Raw genomic sequence first — 17,890 nt, 5'->3', positions numbered from 1 at the left:
AGAGTTTATTTGCTAATCCAGCCCGAGGCTGTTACGCAGAATCTGCAGGCGTTCGTCATCCCCGTCACGGGCAGCCTGCTGGAGAGATTTGGTTGGTGCGTGGATCAGGCGATTGGTTAATTTCCACGCCAGATCCTGAAGAACGGTTTCGGCATCGCCACCCTGCTTGAGGGCGGCGAGCGCTTTGGCTGCCAGGTCATCACGCACCTGTTCAGCCTGACTACGATATTCGCGGATGGTTTCGGTGGCACTTTGCGCGCGCAACCAGGCCATAAATTCGCTGCATTCTTGCGCGACAATGGTTTCGGCTTCAACCGCGGCGGCTTTGCGCTGCGCGAGGTTGCTTTGAATAATCGCCTGCAAATCGTCAACGCTATATAAATAGGCGTTCGCCAGTTTACCCACTTCGGGTTCAACGTCGCGCGGAACGGCGATATCCACCAGCAATAGCGGTTGGTTGCGGCGAGCTTTCAGGGCGCGCTCAACCATGCCTTTGCCGATAATCGGCAGCGGACTGGCGGTGGAACTGATAATAATGTCGGCTTCCTGCAAGCGTGAATCGATGTCGCTGAGGCTGATAACTTCTGCGCCGACTTCATCAGCCAGCACCTGAGCGCGTTCACGTGTGCGGTTGGCGATAATCATTTTCTGCACGTTGTGTTCACGTAAATGACGCGCTGCCAACTCGATAGTTTCACCCGCACCGACCAGAAGCACCGTCACGGTCGATAAGGATTCGAAGATTTGCCGCGCCAGCGTACAGGCCGCAAACGCCACGGAAACGGCGCTGGCACCAATATCGGTTTCAGTTCTGACACGCTTCGCAACGGAGAAGGATTTCTGGAACATACGTTCCAGCTCGCTGGAGTGCGAGTGCCCTTTCAGGGAATCTGCGTAGGCTTTTTTGACCTGCCCTAAGATTTGCGGCTCGCCAAGCACCAGGGAATCCAGACCACTTGCGACGCGCATTAAATGCGTGACCGCTTCGTTATCGTGATGCCAGTACAGGCTGTTACGCACTTCATCTTCGTTGAGATTGTGGTAGTTACACAGCCAGTGCACCAGTTGCTCGTGCAGGTTTTCTTGTTCTTCAACACTCAGGTACAACTCGGTGCGGTTGCACGTTGAAAGCACCACTCCGCCCTGCACCATCGGCTGTTCGAGCAGGCTCTTCAAAGCGAGGTCGAGCGTGTCCGGCGAAAACGTAACACGTTCTCGCAACGAGACTGGAGCTGTTTTGTGGTTGATGCCAAGTGCTAACAGGGTCATTGAGCGGTCTGAGTAATACCGATGTTGATAAGGATTAACTCGGCGCATCATACAGGATGCGGGCAGTCAATAAAAGAGAGTCACCCCTTGTGGAGTATCACTGCAATTAATGATTTAAGATAACTTGACCGTAGACGACCTGGCCTGGCACCGCTAGCATAAACAGTTAACAACTAAAATTAATGAGAAGGATCCGCCGCCACTATGTTTATGACGAAACCCCGTCTGCTGTGCCTTGCGCCACTGGCAAGCCTTGTTTTAACTGCTTGTGTGACTCCTCAGTCAACAGGCCCTGGTAAAAGTCCTGACTCCCCGCAATGGTTACAACACCAGCAACAAGTTCAAAAAATCACCCAATACCAGACGCGTGGTGCTTTTGCCTATCTCTCCGATAGCCAAAAAGTTTATGCGCGTTATAACTGGCAGCAAACCTCACCAGACCGTTACCGCCTGCTGCTGACCAATCCATTAGGCAGCACCGAACTGGAGCTGAATGCCCAGCCAGGCGTTGTGCAACTGACTGACCGCAACGGCAAAAAGTACGTTTCTGATAACGCTGAAGAAATGGTAGGCAAACTGACAGGCATGCCGATTCCGCTCAATAGCCTGCGTCAATGGATCCTCGGCCTGCCGGGTGAAGCCACAGATTACAAACTGGATGATAAGTACCGCCTGAGCGAAATCAACTACACCCAGGACGGCAAAACCTGGAAAGTGGTTTACAGTGATTATGATGACAAGGTGCAACCTGCGCTGCCATCAAACATGGAATTGCGTGAAGGTTCGCAGCGAATCAAACTCAAAATGGACAGCTGGACGGTTAAATAATGAGAAAACGTTGGCCATCACCGGCAAAACTGAATCTTTTTTTGTATATCACTGGGCGTCGTGAAGACGGCTACCATAATTTACAAACTTTATTTCAGTTCCTCGATTATGGCGACACACTGACCATTGAGCCGAGAAATGATGGTCAAATTCATCTCGCGACATCCATTGCAGGTGTGCCAGATGAAGAAAATTTAATTGTTCGTGCCGCACGTTTATTGCAAGACACCGCTCTGCTGATGGGTTCGTTACCTCAGGGTGCCGGGGCTAAAATCAGCGTTGAGAAAAAGTTACCGATGGGCGGTGGTTTAGGCGGTGGTTCCTCCAACGCGGCAACCGTGTTAGTGGCCCTCAACCATATCTGGAACACCGGCCTGACTGAAGATCAGCTTGCGGCCATTGGCGTTACGCTGGGTGCTGATGTTCCGGTCTTCGTGCGCGGTTTTGCTGCGTTTGCGGAAGGTGTTGGCGAGAAGCTCACGCCGGTTTCTGTGCCGGAGAAATGGTACCTGGTGGCGCATCCTGGTGTCAGTATCCCCACCCCGGTTATTTTCCAGGATCCAGAGCTACCACGAAATACCCCGATTAGATCAATTGACACGTTATTAAACTGTGAATTTGGTAATGATTGTGAGGTTATCGCAAGAAAACGTTTTCGTAAGGTTGATGAGCTGCTTTCCTGGCTGTTAGAATACGCGCCGTCGCGCCTGACCGGCACCGGCGCTTGTGTGTTTGCAGAATTTGACACCGAGAACGCTGCCCGCCAGGTGCTTAAGCAAGCCCCGGAATGGCTGCATGGGTTTGTTGCGCGAGGCGTTAATGTCTCCCCGCTGCATCAGGCCATATCCGGGCAAGCTGAGTATTGGTGACAACGTCACCTTGTTTCAGACGTTGCATCAAGCTCTTTATACACCGCCTGGATGGCGCTACCCCGCCCGCATAAGCTGCGGTAGTACCATCCGCCACTGGACGCATGCCTGAGGTTTTTCTCGTGCCTGATATGAAGCTTTTTGCTGGTAACGCCACCCCGGAACTAGCACAACGTATTGCCAACCGCCTGTACACCTCCCTTGGTGACGCCGCCGTCGGTCGTTTTAGCGACGGCGAAGTAAGCGTACAAATCAACGAAAATGTACGCGGTGGTGATATTTTCATCATCCAGTCCACCTGTGCACCAACCAATGACAACCTGATGGAATTGGTTGTTATGGTCGACGCCCTGCGCCGTGCTTCTGCAGGTCGTATTACCGCTGTTATCCCTTACTTTGGTTATGCTCGTCAGGATCGTCGTGTACGTTCCGCCCGTGTGCCAATCACCGCGAAAGTGGTTGCTGACTTCCTCTCAAGTGTTGGGGTTGACCGTGTTCTTACCGTGGACTTGCACGCAGAACAGATTCAGGGCTTCTTCGATGTTCCTGTAGATAACGTCTTCGGCAGCCCAATCCTGCTTGAAGATATGCTGCAAATCGGCCTGGAAAATCCAATCGTGGTTTCTCCGGATATCGGTGGTGTTGTGCGTGCTCGTGCTATCGCGAAACTGCTCAACGATACCGACATGGCTATCATCGACAAACGTCGTCCTCGCGCTAACGTTTCCCAGGTTATGCATATCATCGGTGATGTTTCTGGCCGTGACTGTGTACTGGTTGACGATATGATCGACACCGGCGGCACTCTGTGCAAAGCAGCTGAAGCGCTGAAAGAACGTGGTGCTAAACGTGTGTTTGCTTACGCAACTCACCCGATTTTCTCCGGCAATGCGGTTCACAACCTGCGTAACTCCGTGATCGACGAAGTTATCGTATGTGACACCATCCCACTGTCTGAAGAAATCAAAGCACTGCCAAACGTCCGCACCCTGACTCTGTCAGGAATGCTGGCTGAAGCAATTCGCCGTATCAGTAACGAAGAATCAATCTCTGCGATGTTCGAGCACTAATCGAACTCGCTTAAAAAACCCGCCACGGCGGGTTTTTTCTTTTACAGGCTTCCTAACTGCCATAAATGACAGTTGATGCGCTCACGGATGGAATCAAAGTGAAAAACGTATCTTCTTCTGTATTACCTTTCCGCGCTCTGGTAGACGCTTGTTGGCGTGAGAAATACACCGTTTCCCGTTTTAGCCGCGATGTTATTGCCGGTATCACCGTGGGGATTATTGCTATCCCTCTGGCGATGGCCCTGGCGATTGGCAGCGGTGTAGCCCCTCAGTACGGCCTTTATACTTCCGCGATTGCCGGCATTGTTATCGCTTTAAGCGGAGGTTCACGCTTTAGCGTTTCCGGGCCTACCGCCGCATTTGTCGTTATTCTCTACCCGGTCGCCCAGCAGTTTGGCCTGGCGGGATTATTGATAGCGACGCTGATGTCAGGCGTGTTTCTTATTTTGTTTGGTTTGGCGCGATTTGGCCGCCTGATTGAATACATTCCCGTTTCCGTGACGCTCGGTTTTACCTCCGGGATTGGGATTACTATCGCTACCATGCAGGTGAAAGATTTCTTTGGCCTGACGCTCGCCCATGTCCCCGAACATTATCTGAATAAAGTCGCGGCACTGGCGATGGCAATGCCGACCATCAATATGGGTGACGCCGCAATTGGTGTTGTCACCCTGGCCGTGCTGATCCTCTGGCCGCGCCTGGGCATTCGTTTGCCGGGGCATTTACCGGCGCTGTTAGCGGGCTGCGGGGTGATGGCTGCGGTTCATGCCATGGGATTTGACGTGGCAACTATCGGCTCACGTTTCCACTATGTGCTGGCAGATGGCACGCAGGGCAACGGCATCCCCCAGTTATTGCCGCAATTAATGCTGCCGTGGAACATCCCTGCATCTAATTTCACGCTCAGTTGGGATTCGCTCAGCGCCCTGCTTCCGGCAGCATTTTCGATGGCAATGCTTGGCGCAATCGAATCGCTGCTGTGCGCGGTGGTGTTAGATGGCATGACCGGCACCAAACATAATGCGAATAGCGAACTTATCGGCCAGGGACTGGGCAATATTATTGCGCCATTCTTTGGCGGGATTACCGCCACCGCCGCCATTGCGCGTTCTGCCGCTAACGTGCGTGCCGGAGCGACCTCACCGATCGCCGCCGTGATTCACGCATTATTGGTGATTATGGCCTTGCTGGTGCTGGCGCCGCTGCTTTCATGGCTGCCGCTTTCGGCAATGGCTGCCCTGCTGCTGATGGTGGCGTGGAATATGAGTGAGGCGCACAAAGTGGTGAGCCTGCTGCGCCACGCGCCAAAAGACGACATTATCGTGATGCTCATCTGCATGTCGTTGACGGTGCTGTTCGATATGGTTATCGCCATAAGTGTGGGTATCGTGCTGGCGTCGCTGCTGTTTATGCGACGTATCGCACGAATGACGCGTCTGGCCCCGGTGAATATCACCACGCCAGAAGGTGTTCTCGCATTACGGGTTACCGGGCCGTTATTTTTTGCCGCCGCTGAAGGCTTGTTTAACGACCTCACCCAACGCATTGAACAAAACCATCTGATTATTCTGCAATGGGATGCTGTACCGGTGCTGGACGCGGGGGGGCTGGAGGCATTTCAACGTTTTGTAGAAAAACTACCGGAAGGTTGCGAATTACGTGTCACAAATCTGGAATTTCAGCCGCTGAAAACCCTGGCGCGAGCACGTGTGCAGCCCATTCCTGGTCGCCTTGCTTTTTATCCTGACGTTCAGGCCGCGCTGGCCGGATAAATTTTTGCCAAAAAAAACGGTTCTGAAGAGAACCGTTTTCTTGTCGTGAATTGACTAGCTGTGCTTGTGGCTATCATTTCGACGACAACGTTTATCAAAGTGTCGTACCCACCAATAACGATCACCGACTTGTTCGTGACCGCCTACGCGCGCGCCGGCTAGCCAAAGTACCGCACCAACGAAAATGCTCAAAACGGCACCGTGGGCGAAATATTGCGGGAAATTGAATTGAGGGAGCTGGTTTAAAATAGAATAACCAACACCACCCACCATGACGACAAGCCCCAAGCCCATGAAAATATTACCGAGTAATGAAGCGTTTTTGCGTTTCATGTGTCACCTCCGGGTGTTCCTGGGTCGGCGGGGGAAATCCCCATTCCTTGTGTGTAAAGTATAGACAACACCGCTTCGGATTATGTGCGTGGGCGATCACAATTACGAATGAAAGGCCTACAAATATTTACAAATAACACGCTGAATAGCATGAAATTCTAATGGTTCACGCACTGAATTATTCAACTGTTGAATGGGTAATGCATTGCTTCTTTGTCATCGCGACGGGAGCGCAGTAAACTACGCGGCTCTGGTCTGTTTTCAGGATATTAAACGTGAGTATCAAATTAATTGTTGGCCTGGCAAACCCAGGTGCGGAATATGCGGCAACGCGTCATAACGCAGGTGCCTGGTATGTGGATCTGCTTGCTGTGCGCCATAATCAGTCGCTGAAAGAAGAAAGCAAATTCTTCGGTTACACCGCGCGCATAAACCTTGCCGGAGAAGATGTTCGCCTGCTGGTGCCAACCACGTTTATGAACCTCAGCGGTAAAGCGGTCGGAGCGATGGCGACATTTTTCCGCATTGCGCCTGAGGAAATCCTCGTCGCGCATGATGAACTGGACTTGCCGCCTGGTGTGGCAAAATTCAAACTCGGTGGCGGCCACGGCGGGCATAATGGCCTGAAAGACATCATCAGCAAATTGGGCAATAACCCCAACTTTCACCGCTTACGTGTCGGAATCGGCCATCCGGGCGATAAAAACAAAGTTGTTGGCTTTGTGCTGGGCAAACCGCCCCTTAGCGAACAGAAGCTGATTGATGATGCAGTAGACGAAGCGGCGCGTTGCACCGAGGTTTGGCTGAAAGAAGGTTTGACTAAAGCCACTAATCGCCTGCACACCTTTAAGGCGCAATAAAGGTCTACGCGGCAGTCAGCAAGGATTTCTGCGCCCGTTATATGCCGTTTGCGTGTATAATGGGGAAAGTTATGATCATTTTATCAATGAGACAACATCAACTCATTGAATATCAAGTAATTAAGGTGAATTAAACCATGGGATTCAAATGCGGTATCGTCGGCTTGCCGAACGTTGGTAAATCAACCCTGTTCAACGCGCTCACCAAAGCGGGAATCGAAGCAGCAAACTTCCCGTTCTGTACCATTGAGCCGAACACTGGTGTGGTGCCAATGCCGGACCCACGTCTGGATAAACTAGCCGAAATCGTTAAACCACAGCGCATTTTGCCTACCACCATGGAATTCGTTGATATCGCCGGTCTGGTGAAAGGCGCATCCAAAGGTGAAGGCCTGGGTAACCAGTTCCTGACCAACATCCGTGAAACCGAAGCTATCGGCCACGTTGTGCGTTGTTTTGAAAACGACAACATCATTCACGTGAACAATAAAGTTGATCCAGCCGATGACATCGAAGTCATTAATACCGAGCTGGCGCTTTCTGACCTCGATACCTGTGAGCGTGCGATTCACCGTGTGCAGAAGAAAGCTAAAGGCGGCGATAAAGACGCAAAAGCTGAACTGGCTGCGCTGGAAAAATGTCTGCCACAGCTTGAGAACGCCGGTATGTTGCGTGCACTTCCTCTGACCGACGAAGACAAAGCGGCTATCAAATACCTGAGCTTCCTGACGCTGAAACCAACGATGTATATCGCGAACGTCAATGAAGACGGTTACGAAAACAACCCATATCTCGACAAAGTGCGCGAAATCGCCGCTGCCGAAGGTTCTGTGGTTGTTGCTGTCTGTGCCGCCGTTGAGTCAGATATTGCTGAACTTGACGATGCTGACCGTGACGAGTTCATGGCAGAAATGGGCCTGGAAGAACCTGGTCTGAACCGCGTTATCCGCGCAGGTTATGAGCTGTTGAATCTGCAAACTTACTTCACCGCTGGTGTGAAAGAAGTGCGTGCATGGACTATCCCTGTTGGCGCGACGGCTCCGCAAGCAGCGGGTAAAATCCACACCGACTTCGAAAAAGGCTTTATCCGCGCTCAGACTATCGCGTATGAAGATTTCATCACCTACAAGGGTGAGCAAGGCGCGAAAGAAGCCGGTAAGATGCGTGCAGAAGGTAAAGACTACATCGTTAAAGATGGTGATGTAATGAACTTCCTGTTTAACGTCTAAATAAACGAAAACCTTTGTTTCGCAGGGGCCCTCACTGTCTCGGCGAATACGAAATAAACTTAAAATCCACGCAGTTGCGTGGATTTTTTTATCTGTAGCATTCAAATAGTCTCATCGCTGCGCACATGAAAGTGAGTACAGCTATTTGATCGCAATCCAGGGGGCCACGGCGACTCAGGCTTTGCTTTATCTGATATCTCCACAATAATTGTGTGAAATATCTGCTGGTATTATGGCCACCTTGATCCAAGAATGCATCAAGCTAGCGGGCTTTGCTCGTGCTTCCCAGGTCAGGGACAGCGCTTTCGCTATCAGTGCTGAGTCCGGGAAAAATAACATCACCCAGCCAACCGGTGTACGGGAAATATAATTTAATAGATTAATTTTTGCGATGCATATCCTGAAGCAGAATGATCATTCAAATCAATATGTATTATTAAAACATTCAAAAAAATAATATACCTGCACATGCAATTGAGTGAATTTGATTTGCTTCAAAGAATGGCCGATACAAAATAATACAATCTTAAACAACAAAAAAAGGAAACATAAAAGCTATCAATTTGATGTTGGCACACACATCAGAAAACTCACTTTTAATTCTGTCATCTTATTACTCATTTAACTAAAATGTATACGCACTTTCTAATACCCATTTTGTGTGTATAATTGCCGTACCTCTGCAATTACAATATAGAAGACACTATTTAATTAATTAGTTACCCAGTATTCATTCACTTGGAGAATATATGAAAAGGAATAGTTTTGTTTGCTTGCTTATTGCCTTGTCAACCGCAAGTGCGTGGGCGGCGGAAGACAATGCCGGAACAATCCACTTCACCGGCGAAATCATTACACCAAGTTGCGTCATTGATGGAGAGGGTGGAGGTACAGATTATACCGTTAATTTAGGCTCATACCCCGCGTCTCATTTTACCGAATCAGGCGTAGAGGGGGATCCGGCTAATTTTTCAATCAGTCTAAAGGATTGCCCTCTGTCCAGTGAAGGGCTGGAAAATGTTCAGTTAACCTTTACTGGCGCAACGGCTCTCACCAAATCGGTAGAACTCCTGGATGTAAGCTATATATCGACAGAAACAGCCGGTACAACTGCAGCTACAGGTATTGGGATTAAAGTCACAGCCGATTCTGATGACACTGTTATTAAATTCGATGGTTCAGATGGTTTGGTGTACGTCCCGTTACCAACCACAATAACAACAACTTCTATTCCAGTTAATTTTACTGCTCGTTATGTATCGTTTGCTGATACTGTCACCGCCGGGCCAGCCGATGCAGATTTAACCATCAATATTTTATATCGGTGATGCTGTATTTATAACAGATTAATGTATTTGAAACACATACACCACACGGCAAGTATTTCTATCGGTAAACCCGATAACATAATGGGTTTACCGCGTTTGCCAATAGCTTCTGGAGTTAATTCTCATGCGTATTTCTGTGCTAATACTAATTGGCATTACAGTTCTTTATTCCGAATTTAACCTGGCTTCGGGTATTCAGGTAGGGCGAACACGCGTAATTTATGATGCAAATAAGAAAGAAGTAGCACTGCCGCTAACCAATAAAGAAACAGAACTCCCGTGGCTCATTCAGTCATGGACAGATACCGGCGATGGTAAAACCCGCGGGCCATTTATTATTACGCCTCCCCTGTTCCGGTTAGACCCGCAAAAAGAACAGAACTTGCGTATTACCTGGTCCGGGCAAGCACTGCCGCAAGATCGAGAATCGCTGTTTTATCTGAATATCCGCACCATTCCAGCCCAGGCAAAAGAACAAGAGAATCAAAATGTGTTGCGGCTTATATACAAAACGCGTTTGAAACTGTTCTGGCGCCCGAGTGGGTTACAAGGTAGCCCTTTAGAAGCGTGTAAAAATCTGCACTTCAGCCGCCATGCTGACCAACTATTGATCACTAACAATGGCGCATTTTACAGCGTATTCGACAGCTTGCGCCTGGGGGGCAAAGCCTTACCTCAAGCAGATATGGTTGCCCCGCAGCAGACAGCTCAGTTTAACTTGCCCGCAGGCGTCAGCGGACAACAGGTCAGTTGGCATTGCATCTCAGATTACGGCAGTGCCACAGAAAAATTCACTGCTAGTTTAACCTGAGAATAATGGTGCCTAATGGCTAATGGACTGAGCCAGTATCCCTGCGGCCTCTTCGGGCGTCTACAGCCTATATGGTATGGTTTTGGTAGTTTATTGCTGGTTCTCGCCAGCAGCACCCATGCCCGTGAATTTTACTTTGCCCCTTCCACACTTGAGGGCGTTGGCCTGTCGCAGCAAAATATCGATTTATCGTTATTTTCAAAGGAAAATGGTCAGTTACCCGGTGTATATAAAACAAACGTTCGTCTCAATAAGCAGACTCTGGATGACGAATCCATTGGCTACGTCAATGACGAAAAGGGCGAACTGCATCCCCTATTAACGCCTCAGTTATTGCGCAAATGGGGTATCCGCGTCGATGCGTATCCCGAACTGGCAAAACAGCCCGCCAACAATCCCCTCAGCGATCCATTGGGGCACTATATTCCCTTTGCCACCGCCAGGTTTGATTTCAATTCCATGACGCTGCATATAAGCATGCCGCAGGCTGCTATTGACGCACACAGCAGGAATTTCATTGATCCGTCGCGCTGGAATGATGGCGTCCCCGTGTTGTTTGCTGACTATTCTTTCTCTGGCTCACAGCGGGAAAATGGAGATCATAACAACGACAGCAGCCAGTATCTTAATCTTCGCAGTGGCGCCAATCTGGGCGGCTGGCGGCTGCGCAGTTATTCAGTCTGGAATAAAACCGCCGAAACACAGTCATGGGACACGATTAACACGTGGATACAGCATGATATTGATTTCCTGAAGGCACAGCTTACCGCTGGGGAAAACAGTACTCGCGGTGAGGTTTTTGACAGCATTCAATACAATGGCGTCAACATCACCTCTGATGAACAAATGCTTCCATACAGTCAGCGCGGTTTCGCCCCCGTCATCCGGGGTATCGCCCATTCTAATGCCGAAGTTACCATCCGGCAGAATGGTTATATTATCTATCAAGCCACTGTTGCCCCCGGCGCCTTTGAAATTACCGATATCTACTCCACCACCAACAGTGCCGATCTGGATATCACCATAAAAGAAGCCGACGGCACAGAGTTTCATTCTGTTCAGCCCTTTTCGAGCGTCGCGGTGATGCAACGTCCGGGCAATTTGCGCTATGAGGCCACTCTGGCCCGCTACCGGGCAGATAACAATCAGCAGGCCAATGAGCCTCTATTCGCTCAGGGCAGTGCCATCTTTGGCCTGAATAATTATCTGACGCTGTTCGGTGGAATAACATCCTCTTCCAATTATCAGTCAGTAGATGTTGGTATCGGAATGGCGCTGGGTGAAATCGGTGCCCTCTCCACGGATATAACCGCCGCCCGGGCCCATTTGGATAATGGCGAACAGTACGACGGACAGTCCTTACGGGCGATGTATACCAAGAATATAGAAGCAACAGACACCAACCTGACGCTGGCTAGCTACCGTTATTCCACAAGCGGCTATTACAGTTTTGCCGATGCAAACCAAAAATACGATCCTGATGACGACTGGTCCTATGAATACAACAAACGTAGCCGTCTTCAGGCCAGCATCAATCAAACGTTGTTGGGTAGTAGTTTATATCTCACGGGTTATCAGCAAGATTACTGGAACACCAATCGCAAAGAGACCAGCATTTCATCGGGTATCAACAGTGTGATTAGCGGCATCAGTTATCATCTGGCCTACACCTACAGTAAAACAGATGAAGAACAGAGCGATCAGTCGATGTCCTTCGGCTTCAGCATCCCTTTATCACGCTGGCTTCCGAAAAGCTGGGCCAACTACAACGTTAGCAATAGCAAAAATGGTTATACCAACCAGAATATCGGGTTGGGCGGCACTCTGTTCCAGGATGATCGCATGAGCTACTCGCTGCAACAGAGTATGGCCAACCATGATGGCGAAGACAGTAGCAGCCTTTATGGTACGTATCGTTCGCAGTATGCCAATCTCAATGCGGGCTACTATTCGTCATCTGATGGTTCAAAACAAATAACCTATGGCATGAGCGGTGGCGTTGTTGCCCATCCTGCTGGTGTCACGCTATCGCAACCCTTGGGCGATCAGTTTGCTATCGTGACGGCAAAGGGAGCATCCGGGATACATTTCAGCAATCAGCGCGGGGTGCAGACTGATATATTCGGCAATGCCGTTATCCCGTCCCTGAGTCCCTATCAGGAAAACGTCATTCGCATCGACACGACCAGCCTGCCGAATGATGTCGATACCGACGAGACAGCAATGACCGTGATCCCAAGCCGTAACGCCGCCGTGAGTACCCATTTCTCTGCGCACGTTGGGTATCGCGTGCTCATCACACTGACCCGCCCCAATGGTCAAAAGGTACCTTTCGGGGCTATGGGCACCGTGGACAGTACAGCCATCAGTGGAATTGTGAATGACGAAGGCGTGCTTTATCTCGCTGGGGTCAGCGAAAACATCCCTCTTACAGTCAAGTGGGGTAACTCGGCTACGCAGCGCTGCAATGCTGTCGTAACACTTTCCCCCTCAACCGAAAGTCTCGCCGCCGGCGGTATTCGCCAGGCAACCGCTTTGTGTAACCCCGAGATCAATTATGCGAAATAATACCGCAGTGCATTCAGCAAAGACTCAGTTCTTTAACAGGATACTTCTGGTTGAGCTCTTAATTTTGCCGCTCACTGGTCACTGCGCAACAAACGTGGTGCTACAAAATTGTTTCTCTGGAATGACCACATATATGAGTACGGTGGATGCTGAGCTCCCCTCCGGGGATAATAAAGATGGGCATGCCGTTGAAACCGGGACACTGCTGGCAGGAGATGGACCTATTGTTACGGCGAACTGCGATTGCCCGAAAAACCTTACCGCCAGCACCAATATCTATGAAATGACTGCCGCCGGTAGCCCACTTCCGGCGGGGACAAGCGGGTATGCCTACCTGACTGAGAACTTGGATATTGATGTGAGTGGTTATGCTGATGCCATCAACTCTCCTACCGGCGACAATCTTAATGAATTGATGATTGACACCTATCCCACTCCCATGGGGAGTTTGACCAAATATAATGAATTATCTAAGCTCTCAATAGGAACCAACAATGTCTGCGGCGAAAATTTTTACCCTGGTGGGATTACTGACCAGACCCCTAAACGCCAGTTCAAGTGGAATATGTCTCGTTTCAAGTTGTATGTGAAGAAATCGATCCTGGGCGAAGAAATCATTCCCTCGACAGTCATCGTACAAAACTATTCATGCCTGTCGACCAATAACTACTGTAGCCAAACGTCAGATAGCACCCTGGTATCAGAAATATTTCTCAGTGGCAGGATCACCGCCCCGCTTACTTGCACGATAAACGCAGGCAGCACCATTGAGGTTGAACTTGGGAATATCGTTACCTCTCAGTTTGTCACGCAAGGCCAACCCCCGGCGAGCTATACGCTCAAAGACGTTGATATCAGCTACCATTGTGACGATCCGGCTGCGGGTAACGCTGGAAAAATTAAATTCAGCCTCAGTGCCGATCAAGGGGTTGTACCGGGGAGCAACAATCTCATTGCCAGCATGATCGGTCGGGATGACATTGGAGTACGTATGTATGATCAAGACAACAATAACGTCGTGCTGGATGGATCGCTGGATTTACCAGTGACGCTGGATGAACAAGGAAATGGCAGTATTATGATGACCGCAGCGCCGGTCAGCACAACCTCTAAAAGGCCAGAGGCCGGTAAGTTTGAGGGAAATGTGACGGTGAAAATGGAGTTGCGCTAAGAGGATTCCGCCCGGATTGCTCCAGGGGATAATGATATTCAAAAATCTAAATCCGATTGATGGTGAGGTATCCTGCCAAACCGAACATCTGACCCTGGTATAATCTAAAAAGCCACGCAATTGCGTGGCTTTTTTGTTCATATTACAACGCTTTCAGAAAGCGTCCCCGGTCACTATTTACTTATTAACCGTTTTAATTAGTGAACGAGTCATTCAACAAACCAATATCCAGACCATTCGAAAGGTTAATATCGCGAGTTAACTTAAATATTCTTCCATAAGATTTAATTATAGTGATGCAGCGGTTCGGGCCGCATTATCATAGAGCGCCGAAATGGCACGTAATAATTGTGCATTTTCTCCAATAGATTTAGCAGAAATGCCTGTCTCAACCTGCAAACCAATAAGACATGTCTCGCGGACCTCACGATATTTAGCACACAGCACTTTACCTTTTTCAGTAGCGGAAAAGTAAAGTTCCTTGCCCTGCTTTTCACTTTTAACGTAACCCGACTTAACCATTTTCTTTAATGCGTAGGCAACGATATGGGTGTCTTCGACGTTCAGAACAAAACAAATATCCGCCAGTTTTTTTTGCCGATCGCGGTGATTGATATGATGCAGTAACGATACGTCGAGCGGCCCCATATCTGGCTCTCCGGCTGCCGTCATGCAACGTACCATCCATTTGTTAAACGCATTGCTGGTCATGATTAATGCGTATTCCAGCTCCGACAATTCCGCACATCTTTCAGAAACCAGATGGTGAGAAGAGACAATGGGATCTTTTAACCCTGCGCTATTAGCGATTGTTCCTACTGCTGAATCGAGTCTTTCTTTCTCAGACGCCATTGGCTGCCCCTTAATATGATATCCATAAAACATAATTGAATAAGAATAAAACACCAATAAATTAATGATAATTTATTTTCATTTTGTCTTCGTTTTGCTATATGTTTTTACCTCTTCGTCATTCTAAAAAAACACAACACACATAGACAGGGTAAAAATAATGGATAGTGCCACCCTTTTACCGCTCATCGGAATACCCGTTGTTGTTATTGGTTTTGCACTCCGATTCAATCCGCTGATTGTTGTCGTTATTGCAGGATTAACAACTGGACTCGCCGTAGGAATGGATTTCGGAATGCTACTGGAAACCTTTGGCGAGAAATTTTTCAATAGCCGCTCGCTCGCCACCTTTATTCTGATTCTGCCCGTGATTGGCCTGTTGGAATATTACGGTTTGAAAGAACGCGCTCAGGCCTGGATTGCCAAAATAGCCAGCGCCACGTCCGCACGCATACTGATGATTTACTTTATTGGCCGCGAAGGAACCGCCGCACTTGGGCTGATGTCTCTTGGCGGCCACGCGCAAACTGTTCGCCCGCTGTTAGCGCCAATGGCGGAAGGTGCGGCCCTGAACAAGTACGGCGAACTTCCTCTGCACATTCGCGATAAAATAAAAGCCCACGCCGCAGCCTGTGACAACATCGCCGTCTTTTTTGGCGAAGACATTTTCATCGCCTTCGGTGCGGTTCTGCTAATTGATGCGTTTTTGAAAGAAAACGGCATTACGAATATTGAACCGCTGCATATTGGCCTTTGGGCTATTCCCACAGCGATTGCCGCGCTGATCATCCATATGTTCCGCCTCACGCGACTTGATGCGAGCCTCCACCGCGATGTGATGGCCTGGCGTGCTCAACAAGAACCTGAAATGAAAGAGGTGACAAAATGAGCACTCTGCTAACCATTAACCGCGTTTATTACCTGATTGGCATCATCGTCATGATTCTGGTGGTGATGACACTGCGCGATCGCGGCAACCCTAAACGCCTGACCACGGCTCTCTTCTGGTTCTTATTTGGCGCGATTTTCCTGTTTGGCGACCTGATGGTGGACACCCTCGGAAAATCCCTGGCTTACCGGATCATAGGCGGAAGCGTGATTGTCATTGCGCTCCTGGCAGGCTTTGGATTAGTAGGCAAAGGGCATTACGCCATGGCGACAGACGAGCAACGAGAAGCCTCTGCCTCGCGCATCAAAAACTGGTTATTTCTGCCCGCGCTACTGATTCCCGTCATCACCGTCATCTGCACCCTATTCATGAAAAACGTGTCGATTGGCGGCGTTTACCTGCTAGACCAGAAGCAACTCACGTTGGCCTCCTTGTGTGTGGCAAGTGTCGCGGCAATCTTAACGGGATGGTGGATAACCAAAGGTTCACCGGTGCAGGCCATTGCGCAGTCGCGCCGAATTGTTGACACCGTGGGCTGGGCAATTATTTTACCTCAAATGTTAGCGATGCTTGGCGGGGTGTTTATCGTCGCCAACACCGGTGAGTCGGTACGCAAAGTGGTCGAGTTGTTTGTTGACCCGGAAAACCGCTTCATGCTGGTCGTTATTTACTGCGTGGGCATGGCGGTATTTACCATGATTATGGGTAACGCTTTTGCTGCATTCCCTGTTTTAACGGCAGGTATCGCGATGCCGTTTCTTGTCATTCACCATAACGCTGACCCCGCGCCGTTGCTGGCGATTGGGATGTACGCAGGCTATTGCGGCACGTTAATGACGCCGATGGCCGCGAACTTCAACATTGTCCCGGCCGCGTTGCTCGAGCTTAAAGATAAATACCAGGTCATCAAGATTCAGATCCCGAGTGCTCTGGCCATATTGCTGGCGAACGTGTTCTTGATGTACTTCCTGTCATTCCGCTAAAGCACTGAAAAACGATGAATCTCAAAGGAGTTTTTATGTCATTAAGCCCGATTCAGGCTGAAGCATTTGCCAACATGCCGCTGACGTTTTTACGCCAGGAATATCCAAATCACATCATGCATTTGCTCAATGATGATGGTGACGTGTTGCCACCCCGGGAATTACACCCGATTTTTTACGGCTGTTTTGACTGGCACTCAGCGGTTCACGGTTACTGGTTGCTGCTGCGTTGTTTGCGCCGTTTCCCGGAACTGCCTTCCCGCGAGGCGATCATTAGCCTGTTTGATGAACACTTTACCGAAGCCAATGTAACCCGCGAACTGGCCTATTTTACTGCCCCGTTCCGCGCGTCGTTCGAGCGCCCTTACGGATACGGTTGGCTGCTTGCGCTGGCGCAAGAACTGGCGGAATCGACTCTGCCGCAGGCAAAACGTTGGTCTGCTCTGCTTGAGCCGCTGACACAGGATATTCGTGCGCGCCTGATAGGCTACCTGGAAAAACTCACCTACCCGATTCGCGTCGGTACGCATTACAACACCGCTTTTGCCCTGGCGTTAGGGCTGGACTACGCCCGTTCGCGCCACGATGCGGAACTCGAGACGGCTATCATTGATGGAGCAAATCGCTTCTATCAGCACGATGTCAATTATCCGGCTCACTATGAACCGGGCGGCGATGAGTACGTTTCAGGTGCGCTCTGCGAAGCATTGCTGATGAGCCAGGTCAGCGCGGACTTCCCTGGCTGGTTTGACCGTTATCTGCCAGAGGTCGCCAGTATCAATGCGCTGATGCATCCGGCCGTTGTCAGTGACCGCTCCGACCCAAAAATCGCGCATCTCGATGGCCTGAATCTCAGCCGCACATGGTGCTTTAAACGTATTGCGGCGGCACTACCGGCTGAACACCCTGCCCAGCAAGCCTTACAACAGGCGATAACCCGCCATCTTGACGCCAGTCTTGATCATGTGGTCGGCAGCCATTACAGCGGCGGACACTGGTTAGCCAGTTTTGCCATGTTGGCACTGGAGTAACCTCCCCGTTTAAACGCTTTCCCCGCA

General features: G+C 49.8%; 16 protein-coding genes and 1 pseudogene. 13 read left to right on the top strand and 4 right to left on the bottom strand.

Annotated features, from left to right (window positions below; genetic code table 11):
- Positions 1–12: 12 nt before the first annotated feature.
- The gene (gene hemA / locus AC0IWZ_RS08100) at positions 13–1,269 is read right to left on the bottom strand and encodes a glutamyl-tRNA reductase (protein WP_471677652.1); all 1,257 of its coding nucleotides are present in this window, start codon (positions 1,267–1,269) and stop codon (positions 13–15) included.
- Between the two features lie 210 nt (positions 1,270–1,479).
- Here hemA and lolB point away from each other — a divergent pair, with 210 nt between their 5' ends.
- From lolB to dauA, 4 genes are all read left to right on the top strand, one after another.
- Entirely contained in the window at positions 1,480–2,097 is a 618-nt protein-coding gene (gene lolB, locus AC0IWZ_RS08095; RefSeq protein WP_115631845.1) for a lipoprotein insertase outer membrane protein LolB, read from the top strand.
- Complete coding sequence (gene ispE, locus AC0IWZ_RS08090; RefSeq protein WP_471677654.1) at positions 2,097–2,966, top strand: 4-(cytidine 5'-diphospho)-2-C-methyl-D-erythritol kinase; 870 nt, start codon at positions 2,097–2,099, stop codon at positions 2,964–2,966. The genes lolB and ispE overlap by 1 nt, the downstream gene beginning before the upstream one ends.
- A 122-nt stretch (positions 2,967–3,088) precedes the next feature.
- Positions 3,089–4,036 (top strand): ribose-phosphate diphosphokinase, encoded by a 948-nt coding sequence (prs, locus tag AC0IWZ_RS08085; protein WP_034494941.1) that lies wholly within the window; start codon positions 3,089–3,091, stop codon positions 4,034–4,036.
- 98 nt (positions 4,037–4,134) lie between these two features.
- Complete coding sequence (dauA, locus tag AC0IWZ_RS08080; protein WP_034494940.1) at positions 4,135–5,808, top strand: C4-dicarboxylic acid transporter DauA; 1,674 nt, start codon at positions 4,135–4,137, stop codon at positions 5,806–5,808.
- Positions 5,809–5,862: 54 nt separating this feature from the next.
- Here the strand turns inward: dauA and ychH are convergent, their stop codons facing one another.
- Entirely contained in the window at positions 5,863–6,141 is a 279-nt protein-coding gene (gene ychH / locus AC0IWZ_RS08075; RefSeq protein ID WP_034494910.1) for a stress-induced protein YchH, read from the bottom strand.
- A 275-nt stretch (positions 6,142–6,416) separates the two neighbouring features.
- Here ychH and pth point away from each other — a divergent pair, with 275 nt between their 5' ends.
- Complete coding sequence (gene pth / locus AC0IWZ_RS08070; protein WP_034494909.1) at positions 6,417–7,001, top strand: aminoacyl-tRNA hydrolase; 585 nt, start codon at positions 6,417–6,419, stop codon at positions 6,999–7,001.
- A gap of 137 nt (positions 7,002–7,138) precedes the next feature.
- Positions 7,139–8,230 (top strand): redox-regulated ATPase YchF, encoded by a 1,092-nt coding sequence (gene ychF, locus AC0IWZ_RS08065; RefSeq protein ID WP_034494901.1) that lies wholly within the window; start codon positions 7,139–7,141, stop codon positions 8,228–8,230.
- A gap of 163 nt (positions 8,231–8,393) precedes the next feature.
- On the opposite strand, the pseudogene AC0IWZ_RS08060 reads toward ychF, so the two are convergent.
- A pseudogene (locus tag AC0IWZ_RS08060) lies at positions 8,394–8,590 on the bottom strand (IS3 family transposase); the annotation flags it as partial.
- Positions 8,591–8,979: 389 nt separating this feature from the next.
- On the opposite strand from AC0IWZ_RS08060, the gene AC0IWZ_RS08055 reads away from it, so the two are divergent.
- The 4 genes from AC0IWZ_RS08055 (at position 8,980) to AC0IWZ_RS08040 (ending at position 14,108) form a co-directional block, all read left to right on the top strand.
- Entirely contained in the window at positions 8,980–9,558 is a 579-nt protein-coding gene (locus tag AC0IWZ_RS08055) for a fimbrial protein (protein ID WP_471677655.1), read from the top strand.
- 124 nt (positions 9,559–9,682) lie between these two features.
- The gene (locus AC0IWZ_RS08050; RefSeq protein ID WP_410372599.1) at positions 9,683–10,369 is read left to right on the top strand and encodes a fimbrial biogenesis chaperone; all 687 of its coding nucleotides are present in this window, start codon (positions 9,683–9,685) and stop codon (positions 10,367–10,369) included.
- Positions 10,370–10,384: 15 nt separating this feature from the next.
- A complete protein-coding gene (locus AC0IWZ_RS08045) occupies positions 10,385–12,937 on the top strand; it encodes a fimbria/pilus outer membrane usher protein (RefSeq protein ID WP_471677656.1) in 2,553 nt (850 codons plus the stop codon).
- Entirely contained in the window at positions 12,927–14,108 is a 1,182-nt protein-coding gene (locus AC0IWZ_RS08040; RefSeq protein ID WP_471677658.1) for a fimbrial protein, read from the top strand. Before AC0IWZ_RS08045 ends, AC0IWZ_RS08040 begins: the two co-directional genes overlap by 11 nt.
- A gap of 288 nt (positions 14,109–14,396) precedes the next feature.
- Here AC0IWZ_RS08040 and AC0IWZ_RS08035 read toward each other — a convergent pair whose 3' ends face one another.
- Complete coding sequence (locus AC0IWZ_RS08035) at positions 14,397–14,960, bottom strand: winged helix DNA-binding protein (protein ID WP_410372602.1); 564 nt, start codon at positions 14,958–14,960, stop codon at positions 14,397–14,399.
- Between the two features lie 160 nt (positions 14,961–15,120).
- Between AC0IWZ_RS08035 and AC0IWZ_RS08030 the strand changes: the two genes are divergently transcribed.
- From AC0IWZ_RS08030 to AC0IWZ_RS08020, 3 genes are read left to right on the top strand one after another with little or no spacing between them, the layout of a single operon-like run.
- Positions 15,121–15,849 (top strand): DUF969 domain-containing protein, encoded by a 729-nt coding sequence (locus AC0IWZ_RS08030; RefSeq protein ID WP_034494891.1) that lies wholly within the window; start codon positions 15,121–15,123, stop codon positions 15,847–15,849.
- Positions 15,846–16,832 (top strand): DUF979 domain-containing protein, encoded by a 987-nt coding sequence (locus AC0IWZ_RS08025; protein ID WP_115629079.1) that lies wholly within the window; start codon positions 15,846–15,848, stop codon positions 16,830–16,832. Before AC0IWZ_RS08030 ends, AC0IWZ_RS08025 begins: the two co-directional genes overlap by 4 nt.
- 35 nt (positions 16,833–16,867) lie before the next feature.
- On the top strand, positions 16,868–17,863 hold the full coding sequence (locus tag AC0IWZ_RS08020) for a DUF2891 domain-containing protein (protein ID WP_471677659.1): 996 nt from the start codon (positions 16,868–16,870) through the stop codon (positions 17,861–17,863).
- Positions 17,864–17,890 lie beyond the last annotated feature (27 nt).

The sequence above is a fragment of the Buttiauxella sp. AC142 genome, from assembly GCF_979253435.1.
The sequence above is the reverse complement of the archived record's forward strand: the minus strand, read 5'-3'. Positions and strand labels throughout refer to the sequence as shown.